Source organism: Desulfotignum balticum DSM 7044, assembly GCF_000421285.1.
Classification (GTDB): domain Bacteria; phylum Desulfobacterota; class Desulfobacteria; order Desulfobacterales; family Desulfobacteraceae; genus Desulfotignum; species Desulfotignum balticum.
On record NZ_ATWO01000001.1, the window covers coordinates 1,827,397 to 1,844,326 of the forward strand.

17 protein-coding genes are annotated in these 16,930 nt (G+C 51.8%); 6 read left to right on the forward strand and 11 right to left on the reverse strand.

What is annotated here, in order from left to right; genetic code table 11:
- Positions 1–87 precede the first annotated feature (87 nt).
- The 3 genes from K365_RS0109255 to K365_RS0109265 are packed head-to-tail and all read left to right on the forward strand — an operon-like array spanning position 88 to position 1,826.
- Positions 88–906: a carbon-nitrogen family hydrolase gene (locus tag K365_RS0109255; RefSeq protein WP_029725107.1), complete on the forward strand. Its 819-nt coding sequence runs from the start codon at positions 88–90 to the stop codon at positions 904–906.
- Positions 899–1,165 (forward strand): hypothetical protein, encoded by a 267-nt coding sequence (locus tag K365_RS28230; protein WP_169432940.1) that lies wholly within the window; start codon positions 899–901, stop codon positions 1,163–1,165. The genes K365_RS0109255 and K365_RS28230 overlap by 8 nt, the downstream gene beginning before the upstream one ends.
- Positions 1,104–1,826 carry an HDOD domain-containing protein gene (locus K365_RS0109265; protein WP_169432941.1) on the forward strand — a complete coding sequence of 241 codons (723 nt, stop codon included), beginning with the start codon at positions 1,104–1,106 and terminating at the stop codon, positions 1,824–1,826. Before K365_RS28230 ends, K365_RS0109265 begins: the two co-directional genes overlap by 62 nt.
- Before the next feature lie 93 nt (positions 1,827–1,919).
- Here the strand turns inward: K365_RS0109265 and K365_RS0109270 are convergent, their stop codons facing one another.
- From K365_RS0109270 to K365_RS0109290, 5 genes are all read right to left on the reverse strand, one after another.
- Positions 1,920–2,930: a proline racemase family protein gene (locus K365_RS0109270; protein WP_024334363.1), complete on the reverse strand. Its 1,011-nt coding sequence runs from the start codon at positions 2,928–2,930 to the stop codon at positions 1,920–1,922.
- Positions 2,931–3,034: 104 nt separating this feature from the next.
- A complete protein-coding gene (locus tag K365_RS0109275; RefSeq protein WP_024334364.1) occupies positions 3,035–4,354 on the reverse strand; it encodes a TRAP transporter large permease in 1,320 nt (439 codons plus the stop codon).
- Entirely contained in the window at positions 4,351–4,857 is a 507-nt protein-coding gene (locus K365_RS0109280) for a TRAP transporter small permease subunit (RefSeq protein WP_024334365.1), read from the reverse strand. Before K365_RS0109280 ends, K365_RS0109275 begins: the two co-directional genes overlap by 4 nt.
- 114 nt (positions 4,858–4,971) lie before the next feature.
- Positions 4,972–6,024: a TRAP transporter substrate-binding protein DctP gene (gene dctP, locus K365_RS0109285; protein ID WP_024334366.1), complete on the reverse strand. Its 1,053-nt coding sequence runs from the start codon at positions 6,022–6,024 to the stop codon at positions 4,972–4,974.
- Positions 6,025–6,054: 30 nt separating this feature from the next.
- Positions 6,055–6,789: an aspartate/glutamate racemase family protein gene (locus K365_RS0109290; RefSeq protein ID WP_024334367.1), complete on the reverse strand. Its 735-nt coding sequence runs from the start codon at positions 6,787–6,789 to the stop codon at positions 6,055–6,057.
- A 19-nt stretch (positions 6,790–6,808) separates the two neighbouring features.
- Here K365_RS0109290 and K365_RS27885 point away from each other — a divergent pair, with 19 nt between their 5' ends.
- Together K365_RS27885 and K365_RS26480 are read left to right on the forward strand one after the other, a co-directional pair.
- Positions 6,809–6,994: a hypothetical protein gene (locus tag K365_RS27885; RefSeq protein WP_152427613.1), complete on the forward strand. Its 186-nt coding sequence runs from the start codon at positions 6,809–6,811 to the stop codon at positions 6,992–6,994.
- Positions 6,991–7,629, forward strand: a complete 639-nt coding sequence (locus K365_RS26480) for a GntR family transcriptional regulator (protein WP_006965439.1) — start codon at positions 6,991–6,993, stop codon at positions 7,627–7,629. The genes K365_RS27885 and K365_RS26480 overlap by 4 nt, the downstream gene beginning before the upstream one ends.
- Positions 7,630–7,676: 47 nt before the next feature.
- Here K365_RS26480 and K365_RS0109300 read toward each other — a convergent pair whose 3' ends face one another.
- Together K365_RS0109300 and ftsY are read right to left on the reverse strand one after the other, a co-directional pair.
- Complete coding sequence (locus K365_RS0109300) at positions 7,677–8,309, reverse strand: LysE family translocator (RefSeq protein ID WP_006965440.1); 633 nt, start codon at positions 8,307–8,309, stop codon at positions 7,677–7,679.
- Between the two features lie 159 nt (positions 8,310–8,468).
- Entirely contained in the window at positions 8,469–9,554 is a 1,086-nt protein-coding gene (gene ftsY / locus K365_RS0109305; RefSeq protein WP_024334368.1) for a signal recognition particle-docking protein FtsY, read from the reverse strand.
- Between the two features lie 195 nt (positions 9,555–9,749).
- Between ftsY and K365_RS0109315 the strand changes: the two genes are divergently transcribed.
- Positions 9,750–11,867 (forward strand): 6-phosphofructokinase, encoded by a 2,118-nt coding sequence (locus K365_RS0109315; RefSeq protein ID WP_024334369.1) that lies wholly within the window; start codon positions 9,750–9,752, stop codon positions 11,865–11,867.
- A 2-nt stretch (positions 11,868–11,869) separates the two neighbouring features.
- On the opposite strand, the gene ahbD is transcribed toward K365_RS0109315, so the two are convergent.
- The 4 genes from ahbD to K365_RS0109335 are packed head-to-tail and all read right to left on the reverse strand — an operon-like array spanning position 11,870 to position 16,890.
- A complete protein-coding gene (ahbD, locus tag K365_RS0109320) occupies positions 11,870–12,985 on the reverse strand; it encodes a heme b synthase (protein WP_006965443.1) in 1,116 nt (371 codons plus the stop codon).
- A complete protein-coding gene (hemB, locus tag K365_RS0109325; protein ID WP_024334370.1) occupies positions 12,982–13,959 on the reverse strand; it encodes a porphobilinogen synthase in 978 nt (325 codons plus the stop codon). The genes ahbD and hemB overlap by 4 nt, the downstream gene beginning before the upstream one ends.
- A gap of 1 nt (position 13,960) precedes the next feature.
- Positions 13,961–15,148 (reverse strand): 12,18-didecarboxysiroheme deacetylase, encoded by a 1,188-nt coding sequence (gene ahbC / locus K365_RS0109330; RefSeq protein ID WP_024334371.1) that lies wholly within the window; start codon positions 15,146–15,148, stop codon positions 13,961–13,963.
- A complete protein-coding gene (locus K365_RS0109335; RefSeq protein ID WP_024334372.1) occupies positions 15,145–16,890 on the reverse strand; it encodes an AAA family ATPase in 1,746 nt (581 codons plus the stop codon). The genes ahbC and K365_RS0109335 overlap by 4 nt, the downstream gene beginning before the upstream one ends.
- Positions 16,891–16,930: the final 40 nt, after the last annotated feature.

Below are 16,930 nucleotides of genomic sequence, written 5' to 3' on the forward strand. Positions count from 1 at the left end.
TGGCCTTGAGAAAAAATGGTATGATCAACGTTTCAGGGCGATACAAGATGAAAAGATGTCTCAAAAAATGACAGTAGAGTCAATCATATGAATCATACAAAGACAGGTGTCATGAAAATTGCCGCCATTCAGCTTTCTGTGATTGAAAATGACCCGGAAGCCATGTTTGAAAAAGCGGAAAAAGCCATTCGGTCATGCCCGGATGCGGATCTGGTGATTTTGCCGGAAATCTGGCAGACCGGATTCATGTGCTTTGACCGGTATGAGGCCGATGCCCAGACCCTGGACGGCCCGCTGATCACTCGCCTGAAAATCCTGGCAAAAGAGATGAATGTGATGCTGCACACCGGCAGTTTTGTTGAAAAGGATAAAGACCGTCTGTACAACACCAGTGTGCTGGTATCGGCAGATGGAGACATTCTGGCGGTCTACCGGAAAATTCACCTGTTCGGATTTCAGTCACAAGAGACACAGATTCTGACCCCTGGAGACACACCCGTGGTCGTGGACACGCCGTTCGGATATCTGGGCATGGCCACCTGTTTTGACCTGCGGTTTCCCGAGCTGTTCCGGGCCATGGTGGATCAGGGCGCCACGATGTTTCTGGTGTGTTCGGCCTGGCCCTATCCCCGGCTTGAGCACTGGATTATGCTGAACCGGACCCGGGCCCTGGAAAATCAGTGTCACCTGGTTTGTGCCAACTGCTGCGGAATGAACAACAACATCCAGTTTGTCGGTCACAGCATGGTGATAGATCCCTGGGGCACGGTTCTGGCCGGGGCCGGGGATGAGGAGGCGATAGTAACGACCTCGACGGATCCCGCTGAAACCCGAATTGCCCGGCAAACCTTCCCGGGGCTTGCAAGCAGAAAGCCGTTTCTGAATCCGGAAAGGACTGGTGGGTGAGATGACAGCCAGACAGCGGCAGATTGTGTCCTCCGGAAGTTTTGTGATATCCAGAAAGCAGCCCCTTGTCCTGGATGCCTATCTGGGCAGTTGTGTGGGGGTGGCATTGTGGGATCCAGTCGCAGAAGTCGGAGGATTTCAGCATCTGCTTCTTCCGGAACCCATTGACGGGGGAACCCCCTGGCAGCCTGAAAGATATGGCAAAACAGGTCAGACAGGACCAGGTGATCAGTGCCAGGGTCATTCAGCTTTGCAATAATGTGTTTTTCAGCTTTAAAATGAAAGCGGATTCCATTGATCGTGCCTTGGTCCTGCTGGGTGAAAAACAGTTTCTACAGCTGGTATTATCCGCAACCATGAAAGATGTGTTTTGTGATGAAACGCATGGTTACTCGCTTTGCAAAGGCGGGCTTTATACCCATTCAGTTGGCATGGCCATGGCCTGTGAAAAAATGGCGCAGCGAATATCCAGACAGATATCTCCATCGGTTGCCTATACAGCCGGGCTGCTTCACGATATCGGAAAAGTGGTTCTTGATCAGTATGTGGGGCAATTCCGGCCATATTTTTATCGGGATATTTTTTGTAAGGCCCAGGATTTTCTAAGTGTTGAAAAAGCGTGTTTTGACACCAACCACTCGGAAATTGGCATGTCTCTTGCCAAAGACTGGTCATTGCCCGAAATTTTGCATGATCCCATTGCCCGGCATCATGAACCTGAACTGGCAGACAAACAGCCGGAATTGACCGCTCTGGTCTATCTGGCCGATCTGATCTATTCCCGGTTTGTCATGGGACAGGAGCTGGAACGCATGAATACCGATGGGATCGCGTTCTCATTAAAGGTTTTGAACATCAGGCAAACGCAACTGCCGGCTCTGATCGACGAGGTGTGTTTGCCGTTTCATGGCATCAACTGAAGTGTTTGTTTTCAAACATCCGCCTGTCCCAAACATAAATTGACCAAATGGCCTTGTGCAATTTCAACTGCCGGGGCAATGACAGCAGAACGGTCAGGTCGCCTGGATGTTGAATCCGAATGCGTATGGGTCGGTGGCATCCACCACAAATTGATGAAATCCGGTGATCCAGGCATTGCCGGTGATTTCCGGCACAATGGCGGGCCGGTCTCCCACCCTGGTTTCCCTTAAAATTTTTCCCATAAACTGGGTGCCGAATACACTTTGGTAGGCATAGGGTTCTTCCGGTTTGAGCCGACCTTTATGATGCAGAAACGCCATTTTGGCGCTGGTGCCGGTGCCGCAGGGGGATCGGTCCACCTGCCCGGTTCCGAACACCACGATGTTCCGGGGGGGATCCGTGTTTTCATAAATTTCGGTCAATGCCACGGAGGCCAGCTGGCCTGAAACAGGATGACTAAAGTGGAATCGCTGATTCACCGCATCGCGAATGGCCAGCCCCAGGGCTTTCAATGCATCGATATGGACACGTGTCACCGGCAGGTTCAGGTGATCGGCATTGACCAGGGCAAAATAATTGCCGCCATAAGCAATATCCACCGGGACTTTGCCGATGGCATCCAGCTCGATCTCCATGGATTCACAAAAAAAAGAGTCCCGGTTTTGGATGGTGACGCTGGTCACCCGGTTGTCTTTAATCACAGCCCGGGCATGGATCAGGCCGGCCGGGGTATCCAAAGCCAGGGTCCGGAGGTTGCTTTTTTCCTGAATGTCTCCGGACAGCATCCCGGTTTCCAGAAGCACCACCACAGCCCCCATGCTGCCGTGGCCGCACATGTCCAGATATCCGCCGCTGTCCATGAAGATCACGCCGGCATCAGCTTCGTCTGTGACCGGTTCCGTGAGAATGGCCCCGAACATGTCCTGGTGACCCCGGGGTTCCAGCATGAGCATCTGCCGGATATGATCCCGGTGTTCAGACAGCCAGTTTTTTTTATCGATCATCTGGTTTCCGGGAATATGCGCCATGCCGGCGGTGACCACCCGGGTGGGTTCGCCCATGGTGTGCGTGTCAACCGTGGTGATGCTGTGAGTAAAATTCATGATGGTTTCCTTTTAAAAAAAACGCTGGATTCCAGATATGTGTGGCCTGGAATCCAGCGTAAGTGTCATGGTTTTAACCTTGTGAATATCTGATTTTACAGTGTTTATCTGAGGGCAAACACCTCTTCGGGCAGCCACAGAACGATCTGCGGAAAGAACAGGATCAGCAGCAACACAAACAGCTGAATGCAAAGGAATGGCATAATCGATTTGTAGATATCCGCCATACTCACCTCGGGCGGTGCCACCCCCTTGAGATAGAAAAGGGTGAACCCGAAGGGCGGGGTCAGATAATCCATCTGCACCTGGGTCATGAACAGCACCCCGAACCAGACCGGGTCATATCCGAGATGGACTATGATAGGCAGAAACACCGGCACCGTGATCATTATCTGGGTGATTTCGTCCAGGAAGCACCCCAGAACGATCAGGGTGGCTATAATAATTCCAAAGATGAGCCATTTGTTTTCAAGGCCCAGCATCATGTCACCGATCAGGCCCTGGCCGCCGGTGCGGAAAAAGATACTGGTAAAGCAGGCAGCCCCGAACAGAATCCACATGATCATGCCGTTGATGGACATGGTGCGGAAGCAGGCATCCTTGAGCACGTCCCAGGACAGGCGCCGGTTGATGGCGGCGCTGAGCACCGCACCCCCGGCCCCGACAGCGGCGGCTTCCGTGGGAGAAGCCAGCCCGGCGAAAATGGATCCCAATACCGAAACGATGATCAGCACGGGCAGCACCAGGCTCTTGGCCAGTTTCAGCTTCTCAATAAAGGGGACCCGGTCTTCTTTGGGCAGGGCCGGTCCCAAGCTGGGGTTCAGGTAGCAACGGATCCCGACATAGGCCATGTACAGGAACACCAGGATCAGTCCGGGAATGATGGCACCGGCAAACAGGCGGCCGATGGACACCCGGGCGATCATGCCGTAGATGACCAGGGACACACTGGGGGGAATCAGCAGGCCCAGAGCCCCGCCGGCCAGAATCGGGCCGATGGCGATGCTTTTGTCATACTTCATTTTAAGCATGATGGGCAGCGCGATAATTCCCATGGTCACCACGCCGGTGGTGCTCACCCCGGACATGGCCGCGATGATGGCGCAGATGGCAATGGTGCCCATGGCCAGGCCCCCGTTCAGGGACCCTAAAAGCTGGTGCATGAAATTATACAAATCATGGGTCACCCCGGATTTTTCCAGCACACAGGCCATGAAAATGAACAACGGCATGGCAATGAGAATCACATTGGTCATCATGCCGAATGTATTGGTGGCCACATAAGGCAGACTGTCAAATCCGATGAAAATCCAGGAGGCCACAATGGAGCTGCCGCCCAGGGTGAAAGCCATGGGAAACCCTGAGATCAGCCCGAACATGAGGCCTGCGACCAGAACGATAATGGGTAGCCATTCAAAAGTCATGACATCTCCTTTCCGGTCACAGCGAAGTTAACCGTGCGGATGAAATCAGCCAGCCCCTGGAGCAGCAGCAACAGGGCCGCAACTGGCAACGCTATTTTCAGGGGCCATATCGGAGATCCCCAGGGAGATGGTGATACGGTCTGGTTCAATTCCACGGCCCGGATGGCAAGGACACTGCCGTAATAAAACATGGTCCCGATGTACATGAAAAAAATCATATACGTCACCGTATCAATGGCGGCCCGGACCCGGGGGGAAAACTGCAGGTAGATAATATCGATTTTTACGTGTTGTTTGTGCAGAAGAACATAGGCCCCGGCAAGCACGGAAAAGAATCCAAACAAATGCATGCACAGTTCATGAATCCAGATGGTCGGAGCGTTGAATAAAAACCGCAATGCCACTTCAATGAGCAGGAAACCCATGATGAACATGATCAGCCAGCTGACCAGCTTCCCGCTCCATTCGCTGACACTGTCGATGAATGCCAGGACACGTCTCATTTTTTACCTCTTTCTATGATCGATTGTCATCAGAAGCGATAAAGCCCCCACCAGCGAACGAAGGAGGCTTTATCGTTTCTTTGGGCTTTTCAGCCGATTCTTACGATTTGAGCGCTATTCTGCCCAGTACCCCATTTCCATGGCCCATTTTTCAACGATTTTGAAAATTTCGTTAAAGGATTCGTCTTTGAGGTATTTTTCAGGTACCACTTTCCGGGCGGTGCCGGCCAGTTTAACCGCATCTTCTTCAGACCATTCAATGATTTCAATGCCCTGTTTTTCAACAAAATCCCAGGCTTTGGCAATCTCTTTGTCCGCTTCGGTCTCGTTTCTGTAACTGCCGTTGGCAACCGCACTGGCCAGAATGGTTTTCAGATCCTGGGGCATTGCTTCCCATTCTTTCATGTTCACGATCAGGGCATCTGCAGCCGGTCCCACAGCGGTGGGGTATTTAATCCAGTATTTGGTCACTTCATGGAACCCCATGGCCACCATGTCAGCAGCATGGGAAAAGGTGATGGCATCCACAGCACCGGTGGACAGCATGGTGTAGATTTCATCTCCGGGAACCCAGATGGTGCCGGCGCCCAGTTCGGCCAGCTGAAGAGCAATCAGTTCGGAGGAACGGAACTTTTTGCCTTTGATGTCATCCACGCCGTTGATGGGGACTTTGGAGATCATCAGGTTGTCCAGGGTCCAGTAGAGGTTGCCCACCAGGTAGACCCCATGTTCGGCATAAGCGTCTCTCAGGATCTTCATGATCTTGCCGTCTTCGTATTCTTCATACAGATACCGCAGTTCAGCAATGGAATGCGGGGCCGCAAAGCAATCCCCATGCATAAATGCCACAGGCAGCTGTCCGGGGAAATATCCCGGCCAGATAAAGGTGGCTTGCATAATACCCATGCTTACGGCTTCCAGCTGTTCCGGCACCGGTACGATGGCGCCCGGAGAGCTGGGGGTCATGGTCAGACGTCCATTGGTCTTTTCGGTCACTTTTTTGGAGATATCATTGATGGTATCCCAGCTGATGCCCGAGGACAGCCAGGATGACGGCTGCCATTTAAATGTCTTTTCCGCTTTGGCCTGGATCGGTGCGGCTGTCACAAGCATCGCACTGATTGTCAGCACCATCAGTCCCTGAATGAGCCTTCGTCCTTTTTTCATCTCTTCCTCCTTGCAAATTATGTGGTTGTGTTACATAAACCCGGTAAAAGGGGTTCTTACCAAGCTAGTGTGGATATACTGAATCATGGTGAAAAAGTCAAACACCGGACGCTGTACCGCGGCCTGAACCGCATGGGCATAAGGGGGCAGGTCGCTGCATTCCAGCACCACGGCTCCGATGTCCGGATGATCGTTCACCATTGTTTTGGCTGTGGAAACCACCTCATCCTGAACTTTATCAGAATCCAGGGTCCCTTTTTCTTCGAGTACGGCGCTGGAAAATTCCGGCTGGGTTTCCATGCCTGCGATGATCACCGGAATGTCCGGGGTCACGTTGACTGCATCAAAATGGGCTTTTTTTAAACTGGATGCATTGGCGGTGATGATACCGATGGGTTTTTGGGTCATCTGATAGATCAATGGAATCTGCAAAAGACTGGATAAAAAGACCGGGATTTCCACGGCTGCGGTCACTTCCCGCTGAAACAGAGCCATGAATCCGCAGGCGCCGGTAATGGCCTTCACACCCTGGTCCTGGATGTTTTTTGCCGCCTGGATGAACGGTTCCGCCAACGTGGGATCCTGCTGGTTGAGCAGCCGGTCGATGGAAGCACCGGTCACTCTTTCATACCGGACCGGAAAAGGAAACGTGCTGGCGTTACCCACATTGCCGGGAACGCAGGGATAGGCAGCATCCAGAATCAGGATGCCGATGGATTCTCCATACCAGGCCTGGGTTTTTCTATGGATGCGATAGACTGTCATTGCCCTCCGGTGATGTGTTATGGGTGGAAAAGAATTGTATTTCTGTAAAAATACCTTTATTTTTATCATTAATCTTGTTAGTGGTATACCAGTGGGTGAATTTTCATGTCAAGCTTTTTTATTGGACCGGGCCATAAAAAGTGTATCCGCCCGTAATCAGGTTCAAACGGATGCTGACTGCAACAAACAAGGCAGTGGATTATGAAACCAAACATGTTTAATATCCTGCGGGATCGAATTCTGTACATGGAATATCAACCCGGTCAGATTCTCAACGAAAACGTGCTGGCACAGGAGTTTGAGGTCAGCCGGTCACCGGTCCGAAATGTGCTCAACCGTCTGGAATGGGAACAGCTGGTCCGGATTATTCCTCGAACCGGCAGCATGGTGACGGAAATCGAATTCAACAAAATCATGCATGTGTTCCAGGTGCGGTTTGAATGCGAAGTCCTGGAAATCCAGCTGGCTGCGAATCAACTCAACGATTCGCATCGGATCGTACTCAAGACGATTAAAGAGCGATGTGCGGCCCTGTTTGACAACAAAGATCGGAAAGCGTTGGTTGCTGTGGACACCGACCTTCGAAACATGATTCATGAGGCTGCAGGCAATCCGGTGTTAAAAGAAATTTCCGATCGGCTTTATGCCCAGACATTCCGGTTGTGGTATGGTGCCATGGACAAAGGGGACTGGAATGAAGAGGTCTCCAGTATGGTGGAAGAGATCCGGAAGCTGTCCGACCTGATTCCCGGACGGGACACAAAAGCCATGGGAGCGTTTCGAAGAAAAGTGCTGACCGATCACTTTGACCGGATGCGCAGAAAGTTTTTCACCCATTGAATTCATTGGTTTCAAAAATTCTTTTTTTGGGCGTTGCTCAACCATCATTATCGGGAATTTAAGATCAGATTCACGCCGAATCCGATAAAAACGATGCCGGATATTTTCTGCATCCAGATGCCGATGCCGGTATTTTCCCGAAGCATATGGGTCATCCGGGTGGCAGCCCGGGTTAACATCAGGCACCACAGCGTACCGGTGACAAGAAATGTCCCGCCCAGAACCAGAAACGGCAAAGGGCCTGATGCATGGTCCGGATTGATGAACTGGGGTAAAAAAGACAGAAAAAACAATGCCACTTTGGGGTTGAGTATATTGGTGATCATTCCCTGCCTGTAAATGGTGATCAAATCGTTGTGTGAAAATCGGCGGTTCTGGTTTTCAAATGCCGGTGTCCGGGTGGTCAGGGCCTTGACGCCCAGAAAAATCAGGTAGATCGCACCGGCCCATTTTACCAGAAAAAAGGCCGTGGCCGATGTGGACAAAATCAAAGACAAGCCAAATGCAGTGGCCAGCACATGCACCACGCACCCGGACATGATCCCGGCCACAGACACCAGTCCGGCACGGGACCCTTGAGCAATGCTCCGGGTCAGAATATACAGGGTGTCGGTCCCGGGGGTCAGGTTCAGTATAATGGCGGCCGCCAGAAACCCGGCATAATTTTCAATGCCAAACACGGTTGCTCCTTTCAGATCTGTCCAATCCTTTTACCACGAAGCGCACGAAGGACACGAAGGACACGAAGGAGGGGTTTCTTCGTGTCCTTCGTGCGCTTCGTGGTATGAATAAATCAAATCAATGCATACATAAATTTTTATAATGATTATACCCTGTGCTTAATCAAACAGGGCATTGACAAACCGGACTGCGTCAAACTCCTGTAAATCATCCATGCTTTCTCCCACACCGATGTACCGGATCGGCAGGTGCAGGGTTCCGGCCACGGCCGCCACAATCCCGCCTTTGGCCGTACCGTCCAGTTTGGTCAACGCCAGTTGGGTCAGGTTCACGGCCTCATGGAACATTTTTGCCTGGGAAATGGCGTTCTGACCGGTGGTGGCATCCAGCACCATGAGCACCTCATGGGGGGCACCGGGCATTTTTTTTTCCACCGTGCGTTTGATCTTTTTCAGCTCTTCCATCAGGTTTTTCTGGGTATGGAGCCGGCCGGCCGTGTCAATGAGCAGCACATCCATGCCCCGGGCCATGGCGGCTTCCACCCCGTCATAGGCCACGGCAGCCGGATCTGCGCCCTGTTTATGGCGTACGATGGTGGCACCGGCCCGATCCGCCCAGATCCCCACCTGTTCGATGGCGGCAGCCCTGAACGTATCCGCAGCGGCAATGAGCACTTTTTTATTTTCCCGGGTGAACCGGGTGGCCAGTTTGCCCAATGTGGTGGTCTTGCCGGTGCCGTTGACACCCACTACCATGATGATATGGGGCCGGGGCAGGGCAGGGGCGGTTTCAGGATCTTCTTTGCCGGGAAACAGAGCAATGAGTTCTTGTTTAAGTACCGCTTTGAGCTGGTCCGCCGTGGACAGGCGGCCGGCTTTTTTCCGGATCCGGTCCATCATTTCCATGGTGATGTCCATGCCCAGATCTGCGGTAATCAACACCTCTTCGAGTTCCTCAAAAAGGGCGTCGTCAATTTTGCGGCTGGATTTGAACAGGGCATTGATATCCGTGTTCAGGACTTCCCGGGTTTTGGTCAGGCCGGATTTTAGGCGGCTGAATATTCCTTTTTTGTCCGGTTCTTCAGACAGTAGTTTTTCTTTGACCCGTTCATTTTCCTTACGTCGTTCTTCTTCCTTCAACCGTTCCTGTTCTTTGAGTCGCTCCTGTTCTTTGAGCTGTGCTTGTTTTTTCAGTTTTTCTTGCTCTTTATCTCTGGTTTTTCTTTTGAAAAAATTGAATACCACGCAGGTGTCTCCTTGTGATGGGCAGATTTTTTGATAACCGGTTTGTGTACCGCTCTTTTACAATGTTTGAAAGATCAAATCAACCCTGTAAACCCATGGATTGAATTGTCAGGAATTTCTTTACTTTCCTTGAACGGGCCGGTAAATTGAGATCTGATAATGCCAAGGTGAAACCATTTTTAAACAGGAGTCAATATGACCTTTGAGGATGCCATTGAACCACTGCTCGATCATCCGGTAACCCGGCAGATGACGTTGGATACAAATTCGGAAACCAAAGAACGACAGACGTTTGAGCCCAGACGGATTGCTGTTTTAGACACCGGTCTTACAGAAATGACAGACCAGCCTCAATACCGGTTTGCCGATAATTCTGAAGCCCGGCGAATGCTGCCCGGCATTATTGATAATTGTGTTCAAAAAGTGGCTGCCCGGCCGGACATGTCGATACAGGAAAAAACGGCATTCTGCAAACCCCGGCGGATTGGTGTGGTGTTTTCCGGAGGACCGGCACCCGGGGGGCACACCGTGATTGCCGGGTTGTATGATGCCATGAAAACCAATCATCCGGATTCCTGTTTATACGGGTTTGTGCTGGGACCCGACGGTCTGCTGGAATCCAGTTGTGTGGAAATCACTGAAAAAATGGTGGATGCGCACCGGCATATGGGCGGGTTTTCCATGATCCGGACCGGACGGACCAAAATCGATACGTCTGAAAAAATGGATCAGGCCTTAAAAACCTGTCAATCCCTGAACCTGGAGGGGATCGTGATCATCGGCGGGGATGATTCCAACACCAATGCCGCATTTTTAGCCCAGCATTTCAAGTCTGCCGGCATTCATGTGGTCGGGGTCCCCAAAACTATTGACGGGGACATTCAGGTGAAAAGCGATGACGGTACCTGCCTTTTGGCGGTTCCGTTCGGGTTTCATTCCGCCGCCAGATCTTTTGCCCAGAATATCAGTCATCTGGCATCGGATGCCGCATCAGATGTGAAATACTGGCATGTGTGCAAGGTCATGGGCCGGGTGGCCAGCCACCTGACCCTGGAGGCGGCGTTGCAGACCCATGCCAATCTGGCGTTCATCGGCGAAGAACTGGCTGCGTACACGGATGAAGAACGCCTTAAAAAAGCGCAGGAGACCGGGGAAACGGATTTTACCGCCTTCGGGATCACGCTGCGCCATCTGTCCCGGGTGATCTGTGATGCCATTGTCCGGCGTGCGGCATTTGGTAAAAATTACGGGATCATGATCATTCCGGAAGGGATTCTGGAATTTATCAATGAGATCCAGATATTCATCATCAAGCTCAACAAAATTATCGCGGATTTCAACACCATTCATGATCTGGATTTTCATCGAACCTTTCCGACGTTGAATGAAAAACTGGATTATCTGCGCCGCATCAGCCAGGGGATGATGGACAGCCATCCATTCCCCATCTGGAACGTAAGAGATGATGAGCTGTTCAATCAACTGCCGGATTTTTTTCAGGCCGGGCTTCTGGTGGAACGGGATTTCCACGGCAATTTCCAGTTTTCCCAGGTCAGAACGGAAAAAATTATCATGGATATGGTCAAGGAATATTTAGGGGCGCTCAAAGAACAGGGCCGCTATAAAATCGGTATCAGCCAGTCCTATTACCAGTCTTTCATGCGGTCACGGAATCTGGATCCCGACCGGTATGCCCCGGCGTTGTTCAACGATCCAAATTCAGTCTATCTTCTGGTCAAACCGGGCATCATGTCATTGAAAACCCTGAAACAGGCCCTGGTCACTGCCGGACTTCTGGAACCGGATCAGGAGATTCCCGGTCCGGTCAAAGAAATTTTCCGGCGGTCGGAACCGGATTTCAAAATTCAGACCCATTTTTATGGATATGACGGCCGGGGTTGCGATCCCACCGCGTTTGATTGTCATTATACCTATAACCTGGGCATGACCGCGTTTCATTTGATGGCCCATGGGAAAACCGGCCAGATGGCAGCCATTAAAAATCTGGAACAGCCGTTTGAAAACTGGGAACCCATCGGCATTCCCATTGCCCGGCTGATGCATCTGGAAGAACGCAAAGGCCGGCTGGAACTGGTCATGGAAAAAAGTCTGGTGGATTTGTCATCCAATGCATTCCGGGTATTTAAAGGAATGCGTGAAAAATGGCTGGCAGCCAAACCGGGTGCGGATCATTTCCGGAAACCCGGGCCGGTGCGGTGTGACAGCCGGTCTGCGGAAGACCGGCCCATCACCCTGACATTGAATGCCATTGACATGCGCACAAAAAAAAGATCAAATGATCAAAATCCGTGATGTCACGCTTTTTTTGAAGGCTGGTAAGTACACAACGGTTCTTCGGCCAGGTAGCTGCCCGTGGCTTCATAGGCCCGGGCACGGCAACCGCCGCAGACCCGCTTGTATTCACATGCACCGCATTTACCCGTCAAATTAGAAAACTCTCTTAATTCATTGAACACCCGGGAGTTTTCCCAGACATCTTTAAACGATGCTTCCCGGATATTGCCGCAGGTCACATCCAGAAATCCGCAGGTCTGCACCCGGCCCACATGGGAAATAAAGCAGAAACCCGTGCCGGCCAGACATCCCCTTGTGACCGCATCCAGACCATGGCTTTCAAAAGACACGGTTTTTCCTTCGGCGTGCGCCCGCTGGCGCAGAATCCGGTAATAATGGGGGGCACAGGTGGCTTTCAACTGGAGCGGGGTTTTATCCCGCTGGTCATAGAACCAGTTCAGGGTCTGCTCATATTCGACGGCATCAATGCCTGAATCCACGATATATTTTCCCCGGCCTGTGGGCACCAGCAGAAAAATATGGTGGGCCACAGCACCCAGATCTTCGGCCAGCTTCAGAATGGCAGGGATTTCTTTCAGATTGGTTTTGGTAATGGTGGTGTTGATCTGAAACTCCAGGCCGGCGGCTTTGGCAAACTTGATTCCCCGGATCGCATCATCAAACGCGTGATCCAACCCCCTGAAATCATCATGGGTTTGCGGGGAGGCTCCGTCCAGACTTACGCTGATGCGCTGGATGCCGCTTTGCTTGAGTTTTTCGACAATTTCAGGTGTGAGCAATGTACCGTTGGGGGCCATGACCATGCGCAGTCCGATACGGTTGCCATAGGCGGCAATGTCGAAAATATCTTCTCGAAGCAGCGGCTCTCCGCCGGTGAGAATAATGATGGGCGTGCCCACTTCCCGGATCTGATCCAGCAGGGTATACGCTTGCCGGGTGGTCAGTTCGTTTTCATAGGGGTGATCTTCGGCCACGGCCCGGCAGTGCTTGCAGGAAAGATTGCAGCGCCGGGTGGTTTCCCATGCCACCAGGCGCAGGGTATGCGCGCCGGCAGGGTGATCGGTCTTGCCGCCATGGACAAAAGACGGTTGGTGATGGGTTCCGGGATGGGTCATGATGCCTCCAGAGCGCGGGCCACGTCAATGGCGGAATAGGTCAGGATCATATCCGCCCCGGCCCGTTTGATCGCAGTCAGAGTTTCCAGAATCAATGCGGTGGCATCCACCCATCCCATCATTTCTCCCGCCTTCATGATGCTGTATTCTCCGGATACATTGTACGCGGCAATGGGCAGATCGATTTCCTGCTTCAGGCGTAAAATAATGTCCAGATAGGCCAGGGCCGGTTTGACCATGATGATGTCCGCCCCTTCTTCAATATCCATGGTGGCTTCCCTGATGGCTTCCATGGCATTGGCCGGATCCATCTGATAGGTTTTCCGGTCTCCGAACTGCGGGGATGAGTCGGCGGCCTGGCGAAACGGCCCGTAAAACGCGGATGCATATTTCACGGCATAGGACATGACCGGTATGTGATCATATCCGTCTTCATCCAGTGTCTGGCGGATCTCTGCGACCCGGCCGTCCATCATGTCGGACGGGGCCACCATGTCGGCGCCGGCTTTGGCGTGGGACAGCGCCACTTTTGCCAGCAGGTCCAAAGATGCGTCATTGTCGATGATGCCGTTATCCACCACCCCGCAATGGCCGTGATCTGTGTAACCGCACAGACACACATCCGTGATCACGGTAAGATCCGATACCGCATCTTTGATTTTGGCCACGGTTTTCTGGACGATCCCGTCATCTGCATAGGCTCGGGTGGCCAAGGGGTCTTTTTTGTCCGGAATACCGAACAGAATGATGGCGGGAATGCCCGCCTCTTTGGCCTGTTTTGCCATCTCGACAACATAATCACCAGACATCTGAAAATGACCGGGCATGGATTCAATGGGTTTTTTGATCTTGTTGCCTGGGATGGCAAACATCGGTTGAATCAGATCGTTCCGGGAGAGAAGCGTCTCCCGGATCATGCGCCGGAGGGTGGGTGTGGCCCGCATCCGCCGGGGTCTGTAATCGGGAAACAGCATCTTATTTCTCCTTTGAAATTTCTTGGTCCGTCAGATAGCACGCCGGATCTGAATCCCAGGGGTCGTTGGCCACGGATTCGGCTCTGGCCCTGAAATTGCCGGCACAGATATTCAGCCACCGGCAGGTGGCACACCGGCCTTTGACATGTTTTTTCTTTTCTTTCATTTTCATCAGAAATTCATTGGATTCATCTGTCCAGATCTGTGAAAACGGGCGATCCTTGATATTGCCCAATGATTTTTCCCGCCAGAACTGATCCGGATACACTTCTCCGTCCCAGGAAATGCATCCGATGCCTCGTCCTGAATTGTTGCCTTCGTTCATTTCCAAAAGCTCCAGCACTTCGGCCGCCCGTTTGGGGTCTTCTTTTAAAAGCCGCTGGTAAAGATAAGGCCCGTCCGCATGGTTGTCCACGGTCAGAATCTCCTTGGGCTTGTTCCGGTTGTGCAGGTCTTTTGTCCGGTCCATGATCAGATCCAGCACCTGCCGGGTTTCCTCATGGGTCAGGTCTTCCTTGGCGATCTCAGATCCCCGGCCGGAATACACCAGGTGATAGAAACAGGCCCGGGGAATGTTTTTTTCTTCCAGAAGATCGAAAATACCGGGAATGTCCTGGACATTGCGCTTGTTGATGGTGAACCGCAATCCGACTTTGATGCCGGCTGCCTGGCAGTGTTCAATGGCGGCCATGGCCCGTTTGAATGATCCGGGCACGCCTCTGAACATGTCATGGGTGGGTTCCAGCCCGTCCAGACTGATGCCCACATAGGACAAGCCGATGTCTTTGAGTATTTTGGCTTTTTCTTTGGTGATCAGGGTGCCGTTGGTGGAAATCACGGCCCGCATCCCCTTGGATACGGCATATTGGGCATATTCCACCAGCCGGGGGTGTACCAGAGGCTCGCCGCCGGAAAACAGCAGTACCGGCACACCGAAATCCGCCAGATCATCCATCATGGCAAGGGCTTGATCCCGGTTCAGTTCGTTGTCATAGCAAATGTCTTCAGACCGGGCGTAACAGTGTACACATTTCAAATTACACCGCTGGGTCATGTTCCAGACCACCACGGGTTTCTTGTCAATGGAAAACTGGAGCAGGTGAGAAGGAAGCGATCCTGACTGACGCGAATAGCGCAGCGTGTCCGAGGGCTCCACCGTGGCACAATACAGTTTTGAAATTCCAATCATTTGATTTCTTTCCTGATAAGTTGGTTCAGATAGGCCTCACTGTCCTGCAGATCTGTTTTTGTTATAAAAAACCGGTGTTTGCCGGTTTTTTCTTTGATCAGGTTCAGCCCGTCATAAAACGCGTTGTGAAGTTTGGATAAAATATCGTCGGCAGACGCCCCGTGATCCAGGATCTGTAGCATCAGAAAATCAATGGCATCTTCCTCAAAAATAATGTCAAGTCCCATGTTTCTGGACGATTCCCGTTCAATCTCTTTGATTGTATCATAATGGGTTGTAATGCGGCTGACAGCGTCATCGATTTCCAGCACATGGGCATGGAAATACCGGGCGGCCATTTCACACCGGGCCGCAGATAAATTCAACCCATGGGTGGCAACCAGGGTGTCCGCATTTTCCTGGATATACCGGGTGATATACTGGATTTGGGTTTCCGACGCTTTTTTGTGCAGCGATTCCCAGTCATATGCCGGGGTATCGCTGAGCAGATCCTTTAACGTGCCCAAAGGATCGTTGATCACCTGCTTGGTCACCACCAGACGGGAAATCCGACAGGACGGCAGTTTTTCTTCAAAAGGCAGCAATGCATCTTCCACCACCGATACCAGGCCTCTGGCACCGGTATTTTCCTTGAACGCCCGGTGCGCTAAAACTGTCAATGCATCATCGTCAAAAACAATGTCAATGCCATATGCGGCAAAATCCAGACGTTTGTTCAATATCACCGGGTTGTTGGGCATTTTAAGAATGGTGTACAGATCCGTTTCACTTAACGTCTCCAGAATGCACCGCACAGGAACTCGTCCGATAAATTCGGATTCAAAACCAAACTTGACCAGATCTTCGGCCCGGGTCTGTTTCAGCAGGGAAGTATCATCATCCGTACTGCTGAGCCGGGAATTGAACCCGATGGTCTGGCGGGTCAACCGCTGCCGGACCAGGTCGGTGAGCCCGGTGAACGCGCCGCTCAGGATAAACAGGATATTGGCTGTGTTCACCCGCCGGACCACGCGTTTTCCGGTCCGTTGAAACCGTTCAAGTTCCTGCATCATGGATACCGGATCATGGGGGACTTTCAGGTCCACTTCTGTTTCTTCCATGGGTTTAAGCAACGCCCGCTGGACCCCGGATCTGGAAACCTGGGCGCCAATGACATCGGGACTGGCCGCAATTTTATCGATCTCATCCAGATACACGATGCCGCATTCCGCCAGTTCAATATCATCCTCCGCCTCCTTGACCAGATCCCGGATCAGATCCTCCACATCCCCGCCCACGTATCCGGTTTCCGAAAACTTGGTGGCATCCGCCTTGACAAAAGGAACGCCGATTTTTCTGGCAATGAGTTTGATGAGATAGGTTTTTCCGATACCGGTGGGCCCCAGCATCAGAATATTGGATTTGATATTGCCCGTGATTTTAGATCCTTTGTCTTCGCGGGTTTCCTGATGCCGGATTCGATTGAAATGGGTGCATATTTTCGTGGCCAGAACCGATTTAGCCTGAGCCTGCCGGACCACATACTGATCCAGATAGGCAATCAGTTCTGCCGGTTTGATGGTGAAGTCCACCAGCTCTTTTTTCCCTTTGTTCGGTACGCTACCGTTTACCGATGATTTCTGGGGCTGAGCTGTGGGAGAAATGATCCGGACATTGCCGCCGAATTTTTTATTTAAAAATTCTCCCAGTTCTTTTTCTATCTTTTTGGGATCTTGTGCCCGTATGGTCTGTGTTTGTTTCATAATTGTTCAATGTAAGCAGACTTCCAAAAAAATCAAGAGA

Bases quoted from the DNA above. Each gene is read 5' to 3' on its own strand.
- K365_RS27885 (WP_152427613.1), top strand. From the start codon at position 6,809: ATGGGTGGAAAAGAATTGTATTTCTGTAAAAATACCTTTATTTTTATC.
- K365_RS0109290 (WP_024334367.1), bottom strand. From the start codon at position 6,789: ATGACAGTCTATCGCATCCATAGAAAAACCCAGGCCTGGTATGGAGAA.
- K365_RS0109280 (WP_024334365.1), bottom strand. From the start codon at position 4,857: ATGAGACGTGTCCTGGCATTCATCGACAGTGTCAGCGAATGGAGCGGG.
- ahbC (WP_024334371.1), bottom strand. From the start codon at position 15,148: ATGATTGGAATTTCAAAACTGTATTGTGCCACGGTGGAGCCCTCGGAC.
- dctP (WP_024334366.1), bottom strand. From the start codon at position 6,024: ATGAAAAAAGGACGAAGGCTCATTCAGGGACTGATGGTGCTGACAATC.
- K365_RS0109335 (WP_024334372.1), bottom strand. From the start codon at position 16,890: ATGAAACAAACACAGACCATACGGGCACAAGATCCCAAAAAGATAGAA.
- K365_RS0109255 (WP_029725107.1), top strand. From the start codon at position 88: ATGAATCATACAAAGACAGGTGTCATGAAAATTGCCGCCATTCAGCTT.
- ahbD (WP_006965443.1), bottom strand. From the start codon at position 12,985: ATGACCCATCCCGGAACCCATCACCAACCGTCTTTTGTCCATGGCGGC.
- K365_RS26480 (WP_006965439.1), top strand. From the start codon at position 6,991: ATGAAACCAAACATGTTTAATATCCTGCGGGATCGAATTCTGTACATG.
- K365_RS0109275 (WP_024334364.1), bottom strand. From the start codon at position 4,354: ATGACTTTTGAATGGCTACCCATTATCGTTCTGGTCGCAGGCCTCATG.
- K365_RS0109315 (WP_024334369.1), top strand. From the start codon at position 9,750: ATGACCTTTGAGGATGCCATTGAACCACTGCTCGATCATCCGGTAACC.
- K365_RS0109265 (WP_169432941.1), top strand. From the start codon at position 1,104: ATGGCAAAACAGGTCAGACAGGACCAGGTGATCAGTGCCAGGGTCATT.
- hemB (WP_024334370.1), bottom strand. From the start codon at position 13,959: ATGCTGTTTCCCGATTACAGACCCCGGCGGATGCGGGCCACACCCACC.
- K365_RS0109270 (WP_024334363.1), bottom strand. From the start codon at position 2,930: ATGAATTTTACTCACAGCATCACCACGGTTGACACGCACACCATGGGC.